This window comes from Clavibacter sp. VKM Ac-2873, assembly GCF_015351075.1.
In the GTDB taxonomy this organism is placed as follows: Bacteria; Actinomycetota; Actinomycetes; order Actinomycetales; family Microbacteriaceae; genus Clavibacter.
The window spans coordinates 214,578-234,926 of record NZ_JADKRS010000001.1 but is presented as its reverse complement, the minus strand read 5'-3'; the positions used below and the strand labels follow the sequence as shown (position 1 = coordinate 234,926).

Genomic DNA, 20,349 nt, shown 5'->3' with positions numbered 1-20,349 from the left:
GTGGGTCGATGGCGGAGGGACGCGCTCATGCGCACGAGGGACGGGTCGCGGGCCGGGAGCGGGGCGCCGGGTCGCTCGGCTCGGCGGCCGATCCGGGTCGATCGGCCTCGGCTGCGGGGCGAGCGCCGCGGAGACGGAGGAAGGGGACGGGCTCGGTCGACGACGGGATCGACACCCCCGGCACCGCCGTCGCGGGGTATCGGCTCGTCCGGCTGATCGGGCGGGGCACCCGGTGCGAGGTGCACCTGGCCCGCCCGTCCCGCCCCGCGGCTTCCGTGAGCGGCACGGCGGGCAACGTCGCGGTGAAGATCGTGCCCGCGACCGAGCGGAGCCGGGGGGAGGCGGAGATCGTCGCCTTGCAGGCGGTGACCTCCGAGCACGTCGTCGCGCTGCGGGATGTCGCCACGCTCGCCGACGGCAGCCTCTGCATCGTGCAGTCGATCGGCCAGCGCGGGACGGCGTCGGCCCTGGTCGCCCGACGCGGCAGCATCACGCCCGGCGAGACCGTGACGCTCGTCGCCTCCGTGCTCCGCGGCCTGGGGGATCTCCATGAGGCGGGCATCGCGCACGGCGCGGTCGACCTGACCCACGTGGTCCTCGACGCCACCGGACGTCCGATGCTGAGCGGGCTCGGCTCCTCCCGGGCCGTCGCCGGGGAGACGACCGCGGACGCGCCCCCGGGGGTCGACCCCGTGGAGCAGGACCTGGGGCGGGTGTCGCGCATCGTGCAGGCCCTCCGCGACCCGGCTGACGCACGGGGGCGCACGTCCGAGGACCGCTGGGACCGCTGGCTGGCGCTGCTCGACGCCGCCGTCCACAGGGAGGCGGATCTCACCGCGCACGATCTGGCGGACCGTCTGCTCGACGTCGCGGATGCAGCCCCGTTGGCCGACGCGGGAGCACCGATGCGCTCCCGCGAACACGGTGCCGTCATGCCGCCTAATGTGGCGATCGGCGCCATCAGCTCCGGTCCTCTCGACGGCGCCGCCCCAGGGACGGCCACGAGCGGTCGCGGGCGCTCGCTCTTCCCGCGCGCGACGAGGAGGGGCCATCGTCGGCATCGCGCGGAGAGCACCCGCCGGGCGGGCGGAGAGGGGTCACGAGGAACGGCTGCTCGGGCCCGGCTCACGAGCGAGCTCGGAGCGGTGCGCCCCCGCGTCTGGGCGCTCGGGGCCTCCGCGCTCCTGCTCCTGCTGGCGGGCGTGGTCGCTGTGCCCGCTCTCACCGGACCCGCGCACGGCGCGACGGCGTCACCGACGAACACGTCGACTCCGTCGACAGCGGCGCCGCTGTCGACCGGCGTCGACGTCACGCCTGCGACGGATGCCGCGGCCGATGCCGATGCCGATGCGACGTCCTCGCCGGATCCCGACGTGGCCGCCCCTGCTCTCCTCCGACTGCGTGCGTCCTGCCTCCGGCACGGCGACATGGGCTGCCTGGACGCGGTGGACGAGGCCGGCTCAGCAGTGGAGGACGCCGATCGCACCGCCCTCGCCTCGACAGCAGCGGCGGACCTCGACGACGCCGCACTCCACGTCGCCGATGCCCGGGCTGCTGCCCAGCGGATGGGTGACAGCGCCCTCATCGGCCTGACCCCCGAGGTCGCGGCCGGCTCGACGACCCCCGGACGCCGACCGGCCTCCCTCCTGATCGTCAGGGGAGAGGCCGGATGGCGGATCAGGGACCTGATGGACGACCGATGAGGGACGCCTTCGGGACCCGGACTGACCTAGATGCCCAGGTCGGCGTCGAACGCACCTGCCTCGAGACGGTTCTTCACGGCCACGAGGAAGCGCGAGGCGTCGGCCCCGTCGACGATCCGGTGGTCGTAGGAGAGCGCGAGGTAGACGGTGGAGCGGATGGCGATGGTGTCCTGCCCGTCTGCCGTGATGACGACCGGGCGCTTCGTGACGATGCCGGTGCCGAGGATGGCGGACTGCGGCAGGAACACCACGGGCGTGTCGAACAGCGCGCCGCGCGAGCCGGTGTTGGTCAGCGTGAAGGTGCCGCCGGCCAGCTCGTCGGGGGACAGCTTGTTGTCGCGCGTGCGTGCGGCCAGGTCGGCGATCTCCGCCGCGAACTGCGCCAGGTTCTTGCCCTCGGCGTTCTTGACGACGGGGGTGAGCAGCCCGCGCTCCGTGTCGACCGCGATGCTGATGTTCTCGTGGTCCGGGTAGACGATGCTGTCGCCGTCGACCGTCGCGTTGACGACGGGGTAGGCCTTCAGCGCCTCGGCCGCGGCGAGGGCGAAGAAGGGCAGGAACGAGAGCTTGACGCCCGTCTTCTCGAGGAAGTCGCCCTTCACGCGGTCGCGGAAGCGAGCCACCTTCGTGACGTCGACCTCCACCACCGAGGTGAGCTGGGCCGTCGACTGCATCGACACCACCGCGCGGTCGGCGATGAGCTTGCGCATGCGGGACATCTTCGCGGTCGTGCCGCGCAGCGGCGACGTCTCCAGGGGCGCTGCCGCGGGGGCGGCGGGAGCCGATGCCGCGGGGGTGCTCGTCGCCGCGGCCGCCTCGGCCGCGGCGAGGACGTCCTCCTTGCGGATGCGTCCTCCCACACCGGTGCCGGTGAGCGTGCCGATGTCCACGCCGCGCTCGTTGGCGAGCTTGCGGACGAGCGGCGTCACGTAGCCGGCGTTGCCGGATGCGGCGGGAGCCGGGGCAGGCGCGGGAGCGGTGGCGGGCGCGGGCGCAGCGGCGGCGGGCGCCGGCGTAGCCGGCGCGGGTACGGGTGCGGGAGCCTCCGCGGCGGCGGGGGCCTCCTGCGCGGCGGCGGGTGCCGGCTCGGGCTCCACGGGCGCGGGCGCCTCGGCGTCGTCGTCCGCCTCGGTGGAGGGGGTGACGGTGTCCTCGACGGCCTCATCGGCCGCCGGCTCCTCGGGCTGCGTCGCGGCCGGCTCCTCCGAGGGAGCGTCGCCCCCGCCCGAACCGTCGCCGATCCGGACCAGCTCGGCGCCGACCTCGACGGTCTCGTCCTCCTGGACGAGGATCTCCTCGATGACGCCGGCGACCGGCGACGGGATCTCGGTGTCCACCTTGTCGGTCGACACCTCGAGCAGGGGCTCGTCGACCTCGACGTGGTCGCCGACGTTCTTGAGCCAGCGGGTCACCGTGCCCTCGGTGACGCTCTCGCCGAGTGCGGGCAGGTTGACGGATTCGCTCATGCTGTTGTCTCCTTCAGGCCCGACTCCGGACCCGGCTTGTGTGTCGGTGGTGGCGGGGTGCTACAGGGCGTGCAACGGAGTGCCGGCGAGTGCCAGATGGGCCTCGCCGAGCGCCTCGTTCTGGGTGGGGTGGGCGTGCACCAGGTTGGCGACGTCCTCGGGGTAGGCCTCCCAGTTGACGATGAGCTGGCCTTCGCCGATGAGCTCGCCGACCCGGGCGCCGATCATGTGGATGCCGACGACGGGGCCGTCCTGGACGCGGACGACCTTGATGGATCCGGCTGTGCCCAGGATGGAGCTCTTGCCGTTGCCGCCGAGGTTGTACTCGTAGCTGGAGACCTTGTCGGCACCGAACTTCTCGACGGCCTTGGCCTCGCTGTAGCCCACGCTCGCGACCTCGGGGTCGGAGTAGGTGACCTTGGGGATGTTGATGTCCTCGACGACCACGGGCTTGTTGCCCGCGATCTCCTCCGCGACGAAGATGCCCTGCTGGAAGCCCCGGTGGGCGAGCTGGAGGCCGGGGACGATGTCGCCGACGGCGTAGACGCCGGGGACGCTGGTCTGCAGCCGCTCGTCCGTCAACACGAAGCCGCGGTCCGTCGTGACGCCCGCCTCCTCGAAGCCGAGGCCCTGGGTCGCCGGGCCACGGCCCACGGCGACGAGCAGGAGGTCGGCGTCGTAGGTCGTGCCGTCCTCGAGGGAGACCTGGACGCCCTGGTCGTCCTGCGTCACGGACTTGAAGCGCACGCCGAGGGAGAACGCGATGCCGCGCTTGCGGAACGCACGCTCGAACTGCTTGCTGATCGACTCCTCCTCGTTCGGCACGAGGTGGGGGAGGGCCTCGATGATCTGCACCTCGACGCCGAAGGAGCGCCAGACGGAGGCGAACTCGACGCCGATGACGCCGCCGCCGAGGATCGCGACCTTCTTGGGGATGTAGTCGAGCTCGAGCGCCTGCTCGCTCGTGATGACGCGGCCGCCGATCTCGAGGCCGGGGAGGGTCCGGGAGTACGACCCGGTCGCGAGGACGATGCTCTTCCCGGTGATGGTCTGGTCGCCGACCTGCACGGTGGTGCCGGAGGTCAGGCGGCCCTCGCCCTCGATGACGGTGATGCCGCGGGCCTTGATGAGGCCCTGGAGGCCCTTGTACTTGCTGGCGACGATGGCCTCGCGGTAGGCGTTGACCCGCGCGATGTCGACCCCGTCGAACGTGACGTTGACGCCGTACTTCTCCGACTCCCGCGAGACGTCGGCCACCTCGGCCGAGTGCAGGAGCGCCTTCGTGGGGATGCAGCCGCGGTGGAGGCAGGTGCCGCCCAGCTTGCCCTTCTCCACGAGGCCCACGGTCTTGCCCAGCTGCACCGCACGGAGCGCCGCTGCGTAGCCGCCGCTCCCGCCGCCGAGCACCACCACGTCAAAGTTCTGTTCCGACACCCAGGATCTCCCTCGTATGCATCAAGGTCGTCTCATGCGACCGCCCGACCGGGCGGGCGCGGGACCCCCTCAGGAGGCCTCTCCGAGCCTACTACGCGCGTGAAAACCCGGAGGCCAGGGCCAGCAGCGTGCGCACCGCGACGCCGGTCGGGCCCTTCCCCGTGAAGCCGTGGCCGCCGCCCTTGTTGTGCGACGGACCCGCGATGTCGATGTGCGCCCACGGGATGCGGGGGGCGTCGTCGGCGTCGCCGGTCCGGCCCACGAACTCCTTGAGGAACACGCCGGCGACGAGCATGCCGCCGGCGGGATTTCCGGGCTTGACGTTGGCGATGTCCGCGATGTCGGAGGCGAGCAGCGCGCGCATCTCCTCGGGGAGCGGCATGCCCCACATGCTCTCGCCCTGTTCACGGGCCGCGTCGAGGAGACGCGCCACGAGGGCGTCCTCGCCCATGACGGCGGAGTACCGCTCGCCGAGAGCCACGACCTGCGCCCCGGTCAGCGTCGCGATGTCGACGATGGCATCCGGGTGCTCCTCGCTGGCCGCGACGATGCCGTCAGCCATGACGAGCCGGCCCTCGGCGTCCGTGTTGAGGACCTCCACGGTCGTGCCGCCGCGCATGCGCAGGACGTCGTCCGGGCGGATCGCGGAGCCGGACGGCATGTTCTCGGCGATACAGAGCCAGGCCGTGAGGCGGACGGGCAGCTCCAGCCGCGCGGCCGCGACGACGACCTCGAGGATCGTCGCGGCGCCGGTCATGTCGTACTTCATGCCGATCATGGGAACGGCGGGCTTCAGCGAGATGCCGCCCGTGTCGTAGGTGATGCCCTTGCCCACGAGCGCGAGGTGCCGCGTCGCGCCGGCGGGGGAGTAGGAGACCTTCACGAGGCGGGGCGGGCGCGTCGAACCCTGGCCCACGCCGAGGATGCCGCCGAAGCCGTCGGCCGCGAGCGCCTCCTCGTCCCAGACGCGGACGTCCACGGGCAGACCTGCCGTGCGCTCCCGGACCGCGTCCACGAACGTCGCGGGATACAGGTCGAGCGGCGGGGTGTTCACGAGGTCCTTGGTCCCCGCGACCGCGCCGGCGACCGCGACCGCCCGTGCCACGGCCTCGTCGGCGTCCTCGGCGGTCCACGAATCGCCCGAGGCGAGCACGGTGATGGAGGAGGCGCGCGGCTTCTGTCCGGCGAGCGAGTCGCGGCGGTAGGAGTCGAAGGAGTAGACGCCGAGGGCCGCGCCCTCGAGCACGGCGGCGAGCTCCACGACGGTGTCCACGGGGACCGCGACGGCCACGCTCTCCACGCCGCGCAGCTGGCGGGTCGCGCTGCCGACGGCGTAGCGGAGCGCCACGGCGTCCAGCGGTCCCGAGCCGACGCCCACCAGCGCGATCGTGCGGGCGGCCGTGCCCGTCCCCGCGACGCGGACGACCTCGTCGCGACCGCCGGTGACGCCGACGGCGGACAGCACGTCCGCGTCGAGCTCGAGGCCCTCGGGCGCGTGCACCCGGATCCCCTCCTTCTCGCTGGAGACGGCGACGACGAGCGCGTCCGCCTCCACGTCGACGGCGCGGTCGGAGGACACGGAGAGAAGGGGGAGGGTCATGGGCGTCGAGCCTAGCGACGCGCGCGGACGCCACGCCTGGGAGCCGTCGCTCCCGAGGACGGCCGACACCGCGAGCCCGTCCGGCCCGGCATCCGTGTTCGCTCTCGGCGGCACGGACGGCGCCCGGCCCGGGAGGGGCCGTCGGAGGCGCGGCTTAGAGTTGATCCATGGCAGATGCGGACGGACTGTACGAGATCGACACCGACATCGGCGAGGTGCCGACCGGCCTGCCCCTGGTCGCCGGGCTCACCGGCTTCTCCGATGCGGGCTCCGGCGTGTCCCAGGTGAGCGAGTACCTGCTGAGCACCCTGAGCCACCGTGACGTCCTCCGCTTCGACACCGACACCCTGCTCGACTACCGCGCGCGCCGACCCACGATCTACTTCGACCAGGACCACCTGGCCGACTACCGTCCGGCGCGCCTGGCTCTCTACCTCGCGCACGACGAGATCGGGCAGCCGTTCCTCCTCCTCACCGGGTTCGAGCCCGACTTCCGCTGGGAGGCGTTCACGGCGGCCGTCCTGGGCATCGTCGACCGCTACCGGGTGTCCACCACCACGTGGGTGCACGCCATCCCGATGCCCGTGCCGCACACGCGCGACATCAACGTCACCGTGAGCGGCAACCGCGCGGAGCTCATCGATGCGCTCAGCGTGTGGAAGCCGCACACGCAGGTGCCGGCGAACGCGCTGCACCTGGTCGAGCACCGCCTGCACGACGCCGGCCACCCCGTCGCCGGCTTCGTGCTCCTCGTCCCGCACTACCTCGCGGACACGGAGTTCCCCCTCGCCGCGGTCGCCGCGCTGGAGAGCATCAGCGCCGCGACCGGCCTCATCTTCCCGACCGACCGGCTCCGTGAGGAGGGCCGTGACTTCGTGGGCCGCATCGACGAGCAGGTCGCGGGCAACCAGGAGCTGGCACGCCTCGTCACGACCCTCGAGGAGCGCTACGACAGCTACATGGAGGACACCCCCCTCAAGTCGCCGCTCACCGACGAGGACGGCGCGCTGCCGACGGCGGACGAGATCGCCGCGGAGCTGGAGAAGTTCCTCGCACGGCGCCGTCCCGGCGACGGCGACGCGGCGTGACGCCCGCGAGCTGATCCCGGCGAGGTCCGCTCGAGCCGGCGGGGAGGACTCCGCGGGGTCGGTATCCTCGTCCCGATGAGCACCCGCCGCGCCCGCATCGTCCTCGGCGTCGCCATGGTGGCGTACCTCTCCTCTGTCCTGCAGCGTGGCTCGCTCGGCATCGCCTCGGTCGAGGCAGGGGAGCGGTTCCACGTCTCGGCGTCGCTGCTCTCGACGCTCGCGGTGACCCAGCTCGTCGTCTACGCGGCGCTGCAGATCCCGGTCGGCGTCCTCATCGACCGGATCGGCCCGCGCGCCCTCCTCGCGACCGGCGCGCTCCTCATGGTGGCCGGGCAGGTCACCCTGGCCCTCTCCACCTCGCTCGAGGTCGCGATCCTGGGTCGCATGCTCGTGGGCGCCGGCGACGCCATGACGTTCGTGTCGGGTCTGCGCCTCATCAACTCCTGGTTCTCGGGCACGCGCGTGCCCGTGCTGTCGCAGTGGTTCGCCAACGTCGGACAGCTCGGGCAGGTGCTCTCGGCGATCCCGCTCTCGCTCGTGCTGCACATCGCGGGCTGGACGCCCGCGTTCCTCGGCTCCGCCTCCGTCGCGGTGGTCGCCTTCATCGCGGTCGTCGTGGCCGTCCGCGATCGGCCCACGGGGGATCCCCCACCTCCGCGCGTGCCCTGGGTCGACTCCATGCGGGAGCTCGGCCGGAGCCTGCGTCGGCCCGGGACGCAGCTCGGCTTCTGGTCCCACTTCGTCACGCAGTCGTCCGGTTCGGTGTTCAGCCTGCTCTGGGGCTTCCCGTTCCTCGTCGACGGCCTGGGCTACGGTCCGGCGCTCGCGTCGGGCCTCCTCATCGCGATCGTGGCGTCCGGCATGGTGGTCGGGCCCGTGATCGGCATCCTCACCGGGCGCTTCCCGTTCCGACGCTCGAACCTGGTGCTCGGGCTCGTCGCGATGATGGGCGCTGCCTGGGCCCTGCTGCTCCTCTGGCCGGGCGTGCCGCCGCTCGCGGTCGTGGTGCTCGTCGTGGTGGCGATCGGCGTCGGCGGTCCCGGTTCGCAGGTCGGCCTGGACTTCGCTCGCACGTTCAACCCGCCCCGGAGCCTCGGCGCGGCGTCCGGCATCGTGAACGTCGGGGGGTTCACCGCGAGCTTCACGATGATGCTGCTCATCGGCATCGCGCTCGACGCGCAGGACGCGATCCGGGTCGCGGGCGGGGCGCCGAGCGACCTCTACGCGTTCGATTCGTTCCGCGTCGCCTTCGCCGTCCAGTACCTCGTCGTCGGCGCGGGCGCGCTGATGCTGGTGCGCACCCGGCGGCGGACGCGTCGCCGGATGGCCGACGAGGGAATACGGGTGGGGCCCCTCTGGGTTGCCTACCTCGACAGGCGACGCCGACGCCGCGCGTGACATCGGCCGCCACGGGCGCGCAGTGGCTCGCCTCCGCGCCCATCCGTGCAATAATCAGGTACGGACCCGTTCATGTCCTGCATCTCGCACCACCTCGGTGGTGGCATCACATCTGTGATGCGTGAGCAGCGGACTTGACATGGGTCCTAGCAATGTCCGAAAACAACCCCGACCCACCTCCGGCAGGTCACCCCGCAGCATCACCGCGGAGCGCACGACCGGTCGTCGTGGGGACGAAAGGTGTTCGCATGGCCACCCCCTCCACCCCGTCCGCCACCCTGGACGCGGCTGCCGCGACCGGCACGGCCGACGACGCCGCGACGGGTGAGGCGAAGGCACCCGCGAAGCGCGCCCCCGCCCGCAAGACCGCCACCGCGAAGGCGCCGGCGACGAAGACCGCGACGACCGCGAAGGCCCCGACCAAGGCGGCGGCGGCCAAGGCGGCCGCCGAGGCCGAGCAGACCGAGTCCGCCGACGCGCCTGCGGCCCCCGCGAAGGCGCCCACGGCACGCGCCAAGGCGGCCGCCGCCAAGAAGGCCGCCGCCGAGTCGGGCGACGCCGCTCCGGCCAAGGCGCCGCGGAAGACGGCCGCCAAGAAGACCGCGACCGCTGGCGAGGGCGAGGCGTCCGAGGAGGACGCCGAGGAGGTCGTCGTCCCCGTCGCCGAGGACGACACGGACGACGAGGCCACCGAGGACGGCGTCGCCAAGCCGCCGGTCGTGCTCGAGCCGCTCCCCACCGGCGCCATGGTCCTGTCGAACAAGGAGGAGGACGAGGACGTCCCCGTCTACTCGACGACCATCACCGGCGCCACGGCGGACCCCGTCAAGGACTACCTCAAGCAGATCGGCAAGGTCGCGCTGCTCAACGCCGCCGAGGAGGTCGAGCTCGCCATGCGCATCGAGGCGGGCCTGTTCGCCGAGGACAAGCTCGCGAACACGACCGGCATCTCCCGCGAGCTCGAGCGCGAGCTGCGCTGGGTCGCGCGCGACGGCCAGCGTGCGAAGAGCCACCTGCTGGGCGCGAACCTCCGCCTCGTGGTCAGCCTCGCCAAGCGCTACACGGGTCGCGGGATGCAGTTCCTCGACCTCATCCAGGAGGGCAACCTCGGACTCATCCGTGCCGTCGAGAAGTTCGACTACACGAAGGGCTTCAAGTTCTCCACGTACGCCACGTGGTGGATCCGTCAGGCCATCACGCGCGCCATGGCGGACCAGGCCCGCACCATCCGCATCCCGGTGCACATGGTCGAGGTCATCAACAAGCTGGCCCGCGTGCAGCGCCAGATGCTGCAGGACCTGGGCCGCGAGCCCACGCCCGAGGAGCTGTCGCGCGAGCTCGACATGACGCCCGAGAAGGTCATCGAGGTCCAGAAGTACGGCCGCGAGCCGATCTCGCTCCACACGCCCCTGGGCGAGGACGGCGACAGCGAGTTCGGCGACCTCATCGAGGACACCGAGGCGGTCGTCCCGGCCGACGCGGTGGGCTTCACGATGCTGCAGAAGCAGCTGGAGTCGCTCCTCGACTCGCTGTCCGAGCGCGAGGCCGGCGTGATCCGCATGCGCTTCGGCCTCGGCGACGGCATGCCGAAGACGCTCGACCAGATCGGCGACACGTTCGGCGTCACGCGCGAGCGGATCCGCCAGATCGAGTCGAAGACCATGGCCAAGCTCCGCCACCCGTCGCGTTCGCAGTCGCTGCGCGACTACCTCGAGTAGGCCGTGCCCCTACGCCTCGCCGTCGCCGCGGGACGGGCCGCCCGTTGGGCCGCCCGTCTCCGCGGGGGCGGCTCCGCCGTGCCCGGCGTCGTCGCCCTCCGCCTCGATCCCCGCTTCCTCGAGCGCACGATCGCCGACCTGCCCCACGGGGTGGTCGCGGTCACGGGCTCGAACGGCAAGTCGACGACCACGCACATGCTCACCGCCGTGCTGCGCGCCCACGGCCTCCGCGTCTTCACGAACCCCTCGGGCGGCAACCTGCCGCAGGGCATCGCGTCGGCGGTGCTCGCGGACGCCGACGCGTCGGGCCGCCTGGACGCCGACGTGGCCGTGCTCGAGATCGACGAGGCCTACGGCGTCGCCCTCTCCGCTCTGCTCACCCCGCGGACGGTGCTGCTGCTCAACATCCAGATCGACCAGCTCAACCGGTTCCACGAGCCCGACCGCGTCGTGGGCATGCTCGAGCGCATCGCCTCCACGGCGACCGAGGCGGTCGTCGCCAACCGGGACGACGCGCACGTCAACGCCATCGCCGCGCACACCGCACGGTCCGGCCGCGCCGCCGTCGACTGGTTCGGCGTGTCGGAGGAGCTCCTCGGCGACAGCAAGCACGGGCTGGCCTCCGCACCGCGGTTCGGCTCCGAGGATCCCGACCCGGTGCATGTGGCCGCGGGCGTCGAGGCCGTCGCGCTCTCGGGCCGCGACGCCGTGTTCCGCCTGGCGTCCGGCGACCTCCCGGTGACGCTGCCGTCGCGCGGCCTGCACTACGCGGTCGACGCCGCGGGGGCGCTGGCGACCGCGCGCCGTGTGCTCGGCGACCGATTCGACCCGGCCCGCGCGGCCGAGGGCCTCGGGTCCGTCGCCGCCGTCTACGGGCGCGGCGAGGTGCTGCGCGCCGGCGACGAGGACATCGAGATCATCATGATGAAGAACCCGGCGAGCCTGCAGATGAACCTCGACGCGCTCGCCGACCCGCCCGAGCAGGTGCTGCTCGCGGTGGACGACGGCACGCCGGACCCCTCGTGGATCTACGACACGGACCTCTCCGCGCTCACGCACGCCGACGTCGTCTCCGGCACGAAGGGCTACCAGCTGGCCGTGCGCTTCGGGTACGAGGGCCTCGAGGTCGGCCGGGTCGAGCCCGACCTGCGCCGTGCGGTGCAGGCGTTCCTCGCGATGGGGAAGCCGTCCCGCGGGGTGAAGACCATGATCGTCAACTACGAGCAGATGATGGCGATCCGCCGCATCCTCGGGTACACGGACCTCGAGGGAGGACCCGCGTGAGCGACGCCCTGCGCATCCTGCACCTGTACCCCGAGGAGCTCGGCATCAACGGCGACCGCGGGAACGTGACCGTGCTCGTCGAGCGCGCGCGCATCCGCGGGATCCGCACCGAGGTCGTCCGGCACGCCCCGGGCGGCGGCGACCCGGGCGATGCCGACCTGGTCGTCGTCGGATCCGGACCGCTCACGGCGCAGCGCGCCGTCCTGCCGGACCTCGTCGCGCATGCCCCGCGCCTCATCGCGCTGCACGAGGCCGGCGTCCCGCTTCTCGCGGTCGGCGGCGGCCTGCAGATCCTGGGGGAGTCCGTCCGCCTCGTCGACGGCGGCGAGCTCGTGGGCGCGGGCGTCCTGCCGGTGCGCACCACGCTGACGGCCGAACGGCGCGTGGGCGACCTCGTGCTCGACACGCCGGAGGGCGATGTCGTCGGCTACGAGAACCACGGATCCACCCTCGACATCGGCACGTCGTCGCCCCTCGGGACGGTGCGCGCCGGCTTCGGCAACGCCGGCCAGGGCGGGGGGGAGGGCGTCCGCGTGGGCGGGTCCATCGGCACGCACCTCGGCGGCCCCGTCCTCGCGCTCAACCCGCGGCTCGCGGACGAGCTGCTGTCGACGGCCCTCGCCCGACACGGCCGTGAGCTGCCCGCGGACATCTCGGGGACGCTCGAGCGGCTCGACGAGTGGGCGCGCGAGGCGCGGGCGACCGTGATGGCGCGACCCGCGCACTACTGACGCGGATCCGCGCGAACGCGGACCATCCGGACATGGCGAAGGGCGCATCCCCGTGGGGATGCGCCCTTCGTCGTGCTCCGGCGGCACCGGAGCGGGTGGTCCTAGGCGCGCTCGTCGAGCAGTCGGCTCGACTCGTCGTGCCAGCTCGTGGCGATGGCCGACAGCTTCTCCTGGTACTTCTTGCCGTGGTGGGCGCAGAAGAGGAGCTCGCTGCTGTTCACCTCGACGCGGATGTACGCCTGGGCTCCGCAGCTGTCGCAGCGGTCGTTGGCGGTGAGCTGGTTGTTGTCGAGCTCGTCCACGGGACGCTCGGTCGCGGTCGGTGTCATGTGATGCTCCCCTCCGGGTCGGGTCTGGGTCGAGCCGAATGGATCAAGTAGACCACGTGCTCCCGGCAGTCGACCCGACCGCGGCCGCCTGTTTCGCTCTGCGCGTAGGGCGCGGGGCTGCTGTCGGCGATTCGGAGGGGGTGGCGGCGGGCGGCGGTTAAGATCGATGCGGCTCGCGTCCGGCGATCGCCGGACGTACATGGAGGACAGCACGTGGCAGCATCCGATTATTCCGCCCGCCATCTCTCCGTCCTCGAGGGCCTCGAGGCGGTGCGCAAGCGGCCTGGCATGTACATCGGATCCACCGACTCGCGCGGCCTCATGCACTGCCTCTGGGAGATCATCGACAACAGCGTCGACGAGGCCCTCGGCGGGCACGGCGACCTGATCGACGTGCGGCTCCACCCGGACGGGAGCGTCGAGGTGCGGGACACCGCGCGGGGCGTCCCGGTCGACATCGAGCCCAAGACCGGGCTCTCCGGCGTCGAGGTCGTGTTCACCAAGCTGCACGCCGGCGGCAAGTTCGGATCCGGCTCCTACGCCTCGTCGGGCGGCCTGCACGGCGTGGGCGCGTCCGTCGTGAACGCCCTGTCGGAGCGTCTCGACGTCGAGGTCGACCGCGGCGGCAAGACGTACGCCATGTCCTTCCGGCGCGGCGAGCCGGGCATCTTCGAGGACGAGGGCGAGGCGAGCCCCGACGCGCCGTTCCGTCCGTTCACGTCCGGGAGCGAGCTGCGGGTCGTCGGCAAGGTGCGGAAGGGCGTGACCGGCACGCGGATCCGCTACTGGGCCGACCGGCAGATCTTCACGCGCGGCGCCTCGTTCCTCACCGAGGAGCTCCTCGGCCGCGCGCGACAGACGGCCTTCCTCGTGCCCGGGCTGCGCATCGACATCGAGGACCTGCGCGGCGAGCAGCCCGTGCACGAGTCCTTCCGCTTCGACGGCGGCATCGCGGAGTTCGTGGACCACCTCGCCGTCGACGCGCCGCTGACGGACACGTGGCGGCTCGAGGGGTCGGGCACGTTCACCGAGACCGTGCCCGTGCTCACCGACGGCGGCGCCATGGTGCCGACCGAGCTGACGCGCGAGTGCGCCGTCGACATCGCGCTGCGCTGGGGCACCGGCTACGACACCCGGTTCAAGTCGTTCGTCAACATCATCTCCACGCCCAAGGGCGGCACCCACCAGGCGGGCTTCGAGGCGGGACTGCTCAAGTTCGTGCGCGCGCAGGTCGAGGCCAACGCGCGCAAGCTGAAGGTCGGCACCGACAAGCTCGAGAAGGACGACGTGCTCGCCGGTCTCACGGCCGTCCTCACGGTCCGCTTCCCGGAGCCGCAGTTCGAGGGCCAGACCAAGGAGGTGCTCGGCACGCCCGCCGTCCGCGCCATCGTGTCGCAGGTGGTCCAGAAGGCCATGGCCGAGCGCTTCGCCTCGACGCGCCGCGAGGACAAGGCGCAGACCGCCGTGCTCCTCGAGAAGGTCGTGGGCGAGATGAAGTCGCGCATCTCCGCGCGCACCCACAAGGAGACCCAGCGGCGGAAGAACGCGCTGGAGAGCTCGTCCCTCCCGGCGAAGCTCGTGGACTGCCGGTCGAACGACGTCGCCAACAGCGAGCTCTTCATCGTCGAGGGCGACTCGGCGCTCGGCACGGCGAAGCTCGCGCGCGACAGCGAGTACCAGGCGCTGCTGCCCATCCGCGGCAAGATCCTCAACGTCCAGAAGGCCTCCCTGCCCGACATGCTCTCCAACACGGAGTGCGCGTCGATCATCCAGGTTCTGGGCGCCGGATCCGGCCGCACCTTCGACCTGTCGGCGGCGCGCTACGGGAAGATCATCATCATGAGCGACGCGGACGTCGACGGCGCCCACATCCGCACGCTCCTGCTCACGCTCTTCTTCCGCTACATGCGGCCCATGATCGACGAGGGCCGCGTGTTCGCCGCCGTGCCGCCGCTGCACCGCGTGGTCGTCATGAACCCGGGCTCGAAGCCCAACGACGTGATCTACACCTACTCCGAGCGCGAGCTCGCGGCCGTGCTCGCCCAGGCGAAGAGGCAGGGCAAGCGCTACCAGGACCCCATCCAGCGCTACAAGGGCCTGGGGGAGATGGACGCCGACCAGCTGGCCACGACCACGATGGACCGCCGCAACCGGACGCTCCGCCGCGTGCGCGTCGACGACGCCGAGGCGGCCACCCGCATGTTCGAGCTGCTCATGGGCAACGACGTCGCGCCCCGCAAGGAGTTCATCATCGACGGCGCCGGATCCGTGCGGGACCGCATCGACGTGTGATCGGGCGGCGACGAGCCGGACGCACGGACGGCCGCGGACCACCAGGGTCCGCGGCCGTCCGCATGTCGCGTGCTGGCGCGCCTAGGTCTCGAGCGGCGCCTGGCCGTCCTCGGCCGCGACCTCCACGACACCCGCCGCCGCGCCCGACGCGGCATCGGGCACCTCGTCGGGCGTGACGGCCTGGCCGACGCTCCTGACGGCCTTCTCGAGCGGGATGCCCGATCCGTCGCGCTTCATCCCCGTGGGCGGCAGCTGCCTGACCTCGCCAGCCGACCCCACCGCGAGGGCCGGCCCCGGACCCACCCAGGCCAGGGCGAGGTGGTCCTCGCCCTTCAGGTAGGCGTGCGCCCTGACCCCGCCCGTGGCGCGGCCCTTGCGCGGGAAGTCGGCGAAGGCGCTGACCTTCGCGCGGCCGGGATCCACGCCGCCGATGGTGTCCGACGACGCCGAGATCGTCACGACCTGGGCGCTCCCGGGGGCGACGGAGGAGAAGAACAGCACGCGCGCGCCGGCCCCCAGGTTGACCCCGGCGACACCGCCCGCCTGGACGCCCTGCGGCCGCACCGAGACCGCGGGGAAGTGCAGCAGCTGCGCCTCGCTGGTGACGAAGACGAGCTCGTCGGTCTCCGCGCCCTGACGCGCGCCGACGACCTCGTCGCCCTTCTTGAGCGTGATGACCTCGAACTCGGGCTTCGCGGGGAGGGCGGACGGCGCGATGCGCTTGACGACGCCCTGGCGCGTGCCGAGGGCGATCGCCTCGTCCGTGCCGAGCGCCACGAGCGCGACGACGCGCTCCTTCTTGTCGGTGAGGCCGAGGTAGTCGCGGATCCGGACGCCGGCCCCCAGCTGCACGCTCGCGACGGGGACCACCGGCAGGTCGACGGGCGTCATCGTGATGAGCCGGCCCGTGTTCGTGATGGCGCCGATGCGCGTGCGGCTCGTGGTCTCGATCGCCGTGAGGACGGCGTCGTGCGAGCTGCGACGGACCGTCTGCAGGGGCGTCCCCGGAGCATCGGGCGGCAGGTCGACGCGGACCGCGCGGCCCGTGGTCGACAGCAGCACCCGGCAGGGGACGTCGGCGATCTCGAGCACGGGCGCCGACCGGCGGCTCGCCGCCCCGGCGACGCTCGGCGCGGCCTCGGTGAGCAGCGTGCGTCGCGGCGTGCCGAAGCGGTCGGCGACCTCCTGCAGCTCGGTCGAGACGAGGGCGCGGAGCCGGCGCGGGTCGGCGAGGATAGCCTCGAGCTCCGCGATCTCGGCCTGCAGCCGGTCGCGCTCCTCCTCCAGCTCGATGCGGCTGAACCGCGTGAGCCGGCGGAGGCGGAGCTCCAGGATGTAGTCGGCCTGCAGGGTCGACAGGTCGAACACGTCCATGAGGCGCGCGCGCGCCTGCTCGGTGTCGTCGCTCCCGCGGATGACCTGGATGACCTCGTCGATGTCGAGGATCGCGATGAGGAGGCCCAGCACGAGGTGCAGCCGCTCCTGCCTGCGGGCGAGGCGGTAGCGCGTGCGGCGCGTGACGACATCCAGCCGGTGCGCCACGTAGACCTGCAGCAGCTCCTTCAGACCGAGCGTCTGCGGGCTGCCGTCGACGAGCGCGACGTTGTTGATGCTGAAGCCGTCCTCGAGCGGCGTGTAGCGGTACAGCTGCTCGAGCACCGCCTCGGGGTTGAATCCCGTCTTGATCTCGATGACGAGCCGCAGTCCGTGCGTGCGATCGGTCAGGTCGGTGACGTTGGTGATGCCGGAGAGCTTCTTGTTCTGGACCCCGTCCTTGATCTTCTCGATGACCTTCTCGGGTCCGACGAGGTACGGCAGCTCGGTGACCACGAGCCCCGACTTCCGCGGCGTGAGGCTCTCGACGGAGACGCGCGCGCGGGTCTTGAAGCTGCCGCGGCCGGTGAGGTACGCGTCCTTGACGCCCGACAGCCCGATGATCGTGCCGCCCGTGGGCAGATCCGGTCCCGGCACGAAGGCCATGAGGTCGTCGAGGCCGGCGTCGGGGTGGTCGATGAGGTGGCGCGCGGCGCCCACGACCTCGATGAGGTTGTGGGGCACCATGTTCGTCGCCATGCCGACCGCGATCCCGCTCGCGCCGTTCACGAGCAGGTTCGGGAACGCTGCGGGGAGGACCGCCGGCTGCATGAAGGCGTTGTCGTAGTTCGGGACGAAGTCGACGACGTCCTCGTCGAGGCCCTCGACCATCGCGAGCGCGGACGCCGCGAGCCGGGCCTCCGTGTAGCGGGGCGCCGCCGGCCCGTCGTCGAGCGATCCGAAGTTGCCGTGCCCGTCGATGAGCGGCACCCGCAGCGTGAACGGCTGGGCCATGCGCACCATCGCGTCGTAGATGGCCGAGTCGCCGTGCGGGTGGAGCTTGCCCATCACCTCGCCCGTGACGCGCGCGGACTTCACGTGCCCGCGGTCGGGGCGCAGGCCCATCTCGCTCATCTGGTAGAGGATGCGGCGCTGCACGGGCTTCAGCCCGTCGCGCGCGTCCGGCAGGGCACGGGAGTAGATGACCGAGTACGCGTACTCGAGGAACGAGTTCTCCATCTCGGTGGAGACGTCGACGTCCTCGATGCGCTCGGCGGGCTCGTCGGGCGTGGTGTTCGTGGTGGAGGGACTCATGGACTCTCTGGGTCGGGATCGGCTCGGTCTCGGCGCTGCGCCGGATCGGCGTCGTGACGCGGATGCGCGCCCGACCGCTGTGGCAGGATGGGCCGGATGGCCCCCATGCTACCGGCGCCCGGATCGAGCCGGATGAGCCTCACCGCGGTGATGCCGGGTTGCCTCGCGGCCCTCGCGGGGGAGGAGTCGGAGGCGGGCCTCCCGCCCGTCGACCGGGCCGTCGTCGTCCTCGTGGACGGGCTCGGCGCCGCCGCCCTCCGTGCCCGCGCCGGCCACGCGCGCCACCTCGTCCAGGGCTGGCGCAAGAAGGACGTCGTGGACGTGGGCTTCCCCACCACGACCGCCGCCAGCATCACCTCGCTGACCACGGGCGTGCGCGCGGGCGAGCACGGCCTCGTCGGCTACTCCGCGCTGGACCCCGCCCACGACCGCGTCCTCAAGCTGCTGTCCGGATGGGACGCCCGGAGCGTGCCGGAGGAGTGGCAGCCGGTGCCGACCGTCTTCGAGCGTGCGGTCGCCGCGGGCGTCCCGGCGTTCGTCGTCGGATCCGCGCGCTACGCCGGATCCGGGTTCTCCCGCGCCGCGCTGCGCGGTGCGACCTACGTCGCCGCCGAGTCCATCGCCGACCGCTTCGCGACCACCCGCGCGCTCCTGGACCGGGAGCCGCGGGCGCTCGTGTACCTCTACGTGCCCGAGCTCGACCAGGTCGCCCACTCGCACGGCTGGGAGTCGGACCGCTGGCTGAGGTCCCTGGAGGAGCTCGACCAGGCGGCCGGTCCGTTCCTCGGCCGCCTCGGCCCGCGCGAGGGCGCGCTGATCACGGCCGACCACGGCATCGTCGACGTGCCCGCCGGATCCCAGGTTCTGTTCGACCGTGCGCCGGAGCTCGTCGCCGGCGTCCGGCACGTCGCGGGGGAGCCGCGCTGCCTCCACCTCCATCTGGAGCCCGGCCTCGACGCGGACGCCCTGGCCGAGGCGTGGCGCGCCTCGGAGGGGACGAGGGCGCACGTCGCGACGCGGGCGGAGGCGATCGCCGCCGGCTGGTACGGCCCCGTGCGCGAGGGCGTCGCGGCGCGCATCGGCGACGTGGTCGTCGCGACCCGCGCGCTCATCGCCTACTACGACGGCCGCCCGCGGGACCAGGGCGCCCGTCGCATGATCGGCCAGCACGGGTCGTTCTCGGATGAGGAGCGCCTGGTGCCGCTCATCCGCGCCGGCGCGTTCGCGCGCGGCTGACGCGCGGGACGACGACGGCCGGGTCGCCGTCGGGGCGACCCGGCCGGATGGCGCCGGGGGATCAGGCCAGGTGGTCGTCGTCGCTGCGGGCGCCGAAGACGATCTCGTCCCAGCTCGGCATCGCGGTGCGTCCGCGTCGGCCGGACGGCTTGCCGGAGCCGCGGCCCTCGCCGCTGCCGGGCGTGCGCAGGCCCTCGTCCTCGGATTCGTCGCGCGACCGGTCGCGGGCGGGGTCCACGCGGCCGATGCCGGGGATCACCGCGGACCGCAGCGGCGGCACGGAGCGCTGGCCGCCGCGCGGGCGGGACAGCGGCTCGTCACGACGGGCGGCGGGCGCGGGGGCGTCCTCGACCTGATCGTCTCCCTCGTCGTCGCGCGGCACGGACTCCCGCTCGCCGCGGCGGCGACGCAGGGCCTCCAGGAGATCGGCGGTCTCGTTCAGCTCGACCTGCGCGACGCGCGCCGGCTGCTGGCTGCCGGCGGGGTGGTTGCCCTGCCGTCCGAGGTGCGACACGGAGGCGCCCTCGTCGCGGCGGGCCGCCTCCCAGGGCTGCGGAGCCGTGTCCTGCGAGCTCGACGCGGTCGGCTCGGGAAGGCGGAACGCCCCGCTGTCGAATCGCGTGACGCCGGCCTCCTCGTGCGTGTCCACGGCCTCGGGCGGCAGCGCCCGGAGCCGCGGGATGAGGGCGCCGCGGATCTCGCCCTGCTGCGAGAGGGTGATCGCCTCGTTGTTGGCGGGGGAGAGCGCGTGCTTCTTGGCGTCGTACGACCAGCGCGCGTCGTGCTCGATCTGCTCGCTCGTGAAGGCGACCTTCACCACCCAGCCGCCGAGCTGCTCCCTCCAGCTGCTCCAGCGCACGGCCTGGGCGCCGAGGGACTCGAGGCGCTCCTCGATGACCTGGCCGAACAGCGTGCCCTGGCCCATCGGGTCGACCTCGATGGCGGTGTGGACGGGCACCTTCATCGCGCTGCGCACGACGTGCTCGCGCTCGGCGACGACGGGGCCCTCGAACTTCCGGACGTACTCGACGGACGCGCCGGTCTCCCGCGCGACGTCCTCGGCGCTCATGCCCTGGCGGATGAAGGACTGGATGATGCGCGGCGCGGCCTTGCGCGTGGCACCGCCGTCGGCGGACTGGCGGCGCAGCGCCGAGCGGAACGCGTCGTCCATCACGAGACGGTGCCGCTCACCGCCCATGGCCTCGACGACGAGGGCGCCGTCCTCGACTCCGACGATTTTCAGATCCTGCATGGGTTCCACGCCTCTCGCGCTCACTGGACGATTCACGATCGCACGACTCGACCCCTCTTCCGGGGAATACGCGTGGCGCGCCGCGACTTGGGTCCGACGAGAGCGCCGGAGGGCGGGATCGCGGGCCCCGGACGCAGGCTGTTCGTGCGCGAACGGTGTACCGTGTGAGTCCGCATCCGCGGCCCGGGGA

The 20,349-nt window shown here is 72.7% G+C and carries 14 protein-coding genes; 8 read left to right on the top strand and 6 right to left on the bottom strand.

What is annotated here, in order from left to right:
- Positions 1-8 precede the first annotated feature (8 nt).
- A complete protein-coding gene (locus ITJ44_RS01085) occupies positions 9-1,703 on the top strand; it encodes a protein kinase (RefSeq protein ID WP_194632954.1) in 1,695 nt (564 codons plus the stop codon).
- Positions 1,704-1,729: 26 nt separating this feature from the next.
- On the opposite strand, the gene sucB is transcribed toward ITJ44_RS01085, so the two are convergent.
- From sucB to ITJ44_RS01070, 3 genes are all read right to left on the bottom strand, one after another.
- Positions 1,730-3,169, bottom strand: a complete 1,440-nt coding sequence (gene sucB / locus ITJ44_RS01080; RefSeq protein ID WP_194632953.1) for a 2-oxoglutarate dehydrogenase, E2 component, dihydrolipoamide succinyltransferase — start codon at positions 3,167-3,169, stop codon at positions 1,730-1,732.
- Positions 3,170-3,229: 60 nt separating this feature from the next.
- Positions 3,230-4,603, bottom strand: coding sequence for a dihydrolipoyl dehydrogenase (lpdA, locus tag ITJ44_RS01075; protein ID WP_194632952.1), 1,374 nt, complete (start codon positions 4,601-4,603; stop codon positions 3,230-3,232).
- 91 nt (positions 4,604-4,694) lie between these two features.
- On the bottom strand, positions 4,695-6,203 hold the full coding sequence (locus ITJ44_RS01070) for a leucyl aminopeptidase (protein WP_194632951.1): 1,509 nt from the start codon (positions 6,201-6,203) through the stop codon (positions 4,695-4,697).
- Between the two features lie 167 nt (positions 6,204-6,370).
- Between ITJ44_RS01070 and ITJ44_RS01065 the strand changes: the two genes are divergently transcribed.
- From ITJ44_RS01065 to ITJ44_RS01045, 5 genes are all read left to right on the top strand, one after another.
- Positions 6,371-7,291, top strand: coding sequence for a proteasome assembly chaperone family protein (locus tag ITJ44_RS01065; RefSeq protein ID WP_194632950.1), 921 nt, complete (start codon positions 6,371-6,373; stop codon positions 7,289-7,291).
- Positions 7,292-7,366: 75 nt separating this feature from the next.
- Entirely contained in the window at positions 7,367-8,689 is a 1,323-nt protein-coding gene (locus ITJ44_RS01060; RefSeq protein WP_194632949.1) for a nitrate/nitrite transporter, read from the top strand.
- 248 nt (positions 8,690-8,937) lie between these two features.
- Complete coding sequence (locus ITJ44_RS01055) at positions 8,938-10,407, top strand: RNA polymerase sigma factor (RefSeq protein ID WP_194632948.1); 1,470 nt, start codon at positions 8,938-8,940, stop codon at positions 10,405-10,407.
- 3 nt (positions 10,408-10,410) lie between these two features.
- The gene (locus ITJ44_RS01050) at positions 10,411-11,691 is read left to right on the top strand and encodes a Mur ligase family protein (RefSeq protein ID WP_194632947.1); all 1,281 of its coding nucleotides are present in this window, start codon (positions 10,411-10,413) and stop codon (positions 11,689-11,691) included.
- Positions 11,688-12,422 carry a glutamine amidotransferase gene (locus ITJ44_RS01045; protein ID WP_194632946.1) on the top strand — a complete coding sequence of 245 codons (735 nt, stop codon included), beginning with the start codon at positions 11,688-11,690 and terminating at the stop codon, positions 12,420-12,422. The genes ITJ44_RS01050 and ITJ44_RS01045 overlap by 4 nt, the downstream gene beginning before the upstream one ends.
- Before the next feature lie 101 nt (positions 12,423-12,523).
- On the opposite strand, the gene ITJ44_RS01040 is transcribed toward ITJ44_RS01045, so the two are convergent.
- The gene (locus tag ITJ44_RS01040) at positions 12,524-12,751 is read right to left on the bottom strand and encodes a hypothetical protein (RefSeq protein ID WP_194632945.1); all 228 of its coding nucleotides are present in this window, start codon (positions 12,749-12,751) and stop codon (positions 12,524-12,526) included.
- 213 nt (positions 12,752-12,964) lie between these two features.
- Between ITJ44_RS01040 and ITJ44_RS01035 the strand changes: the two genes are divergently transcribed.
- Positions 12,965-15,043 (top strand): DNA topoisomerase IV subunit B, encoded by a 2,079-nt coding sequence (locus ITJ44_RS01035; RefSeq protein ID WP_194632944.1) that lies wholly within the window; start codon positions 12,965-12,967, stop codon positions 15,041-15,043.
- A gap of 81 nt (positions 15,044-15,124) precedes the next feature.
- Here the strand turns inward: ITJ44_RS01035 and ITJ44_RS01030 are convergent, their stop codons facing one another.
- Entirely contained in the window at positions 15,125-17,671 is a 2,547-nt protein-coding gene (locus ITJ44_RS01030) for a DNA topoisomerase (ATP-hydrolyzing) subunit A (protein WP_194632943.1), read from the bottom strand.
- A 132-nt stretch (positions 17,672-17,803) separates the two neighbouring features.
- Here ITJ44_RS01030 and ITJ44_RS01025 point away from each other — a divergent pair, with 132 nt between their 5' ends.
- On the top strand, positions 17,804-18,907 hold the full coding sequence (locus ITJ44_RS01025) for an alkaline phosphatase family protein (protein WP_228494453.1): 1,104 nt from the start codon (positions 17,804-17,806) through the stop codon (positions 18,905-18,907).
- 61 nt (positions 18,908-18,968) lie between these two features.
- Here the strand turns inward: ITJ44_RS01025 and sepH are convergent, their stop codons facing one another.
- On the bottom strand, positions 18,969-20,159 hold the full coding sequence (gene sepH / locus ITJ44_RS01020) for a septation protein SepH (RefSeq protein WP_194632941.1): 1,191 nt from the start codon (positions 20,157-20,159) through the stop codon (positions 18,969-18,971).
- Between the last annotated feature and the right edge of the window lie 190 nt (positions 20,160-20,349).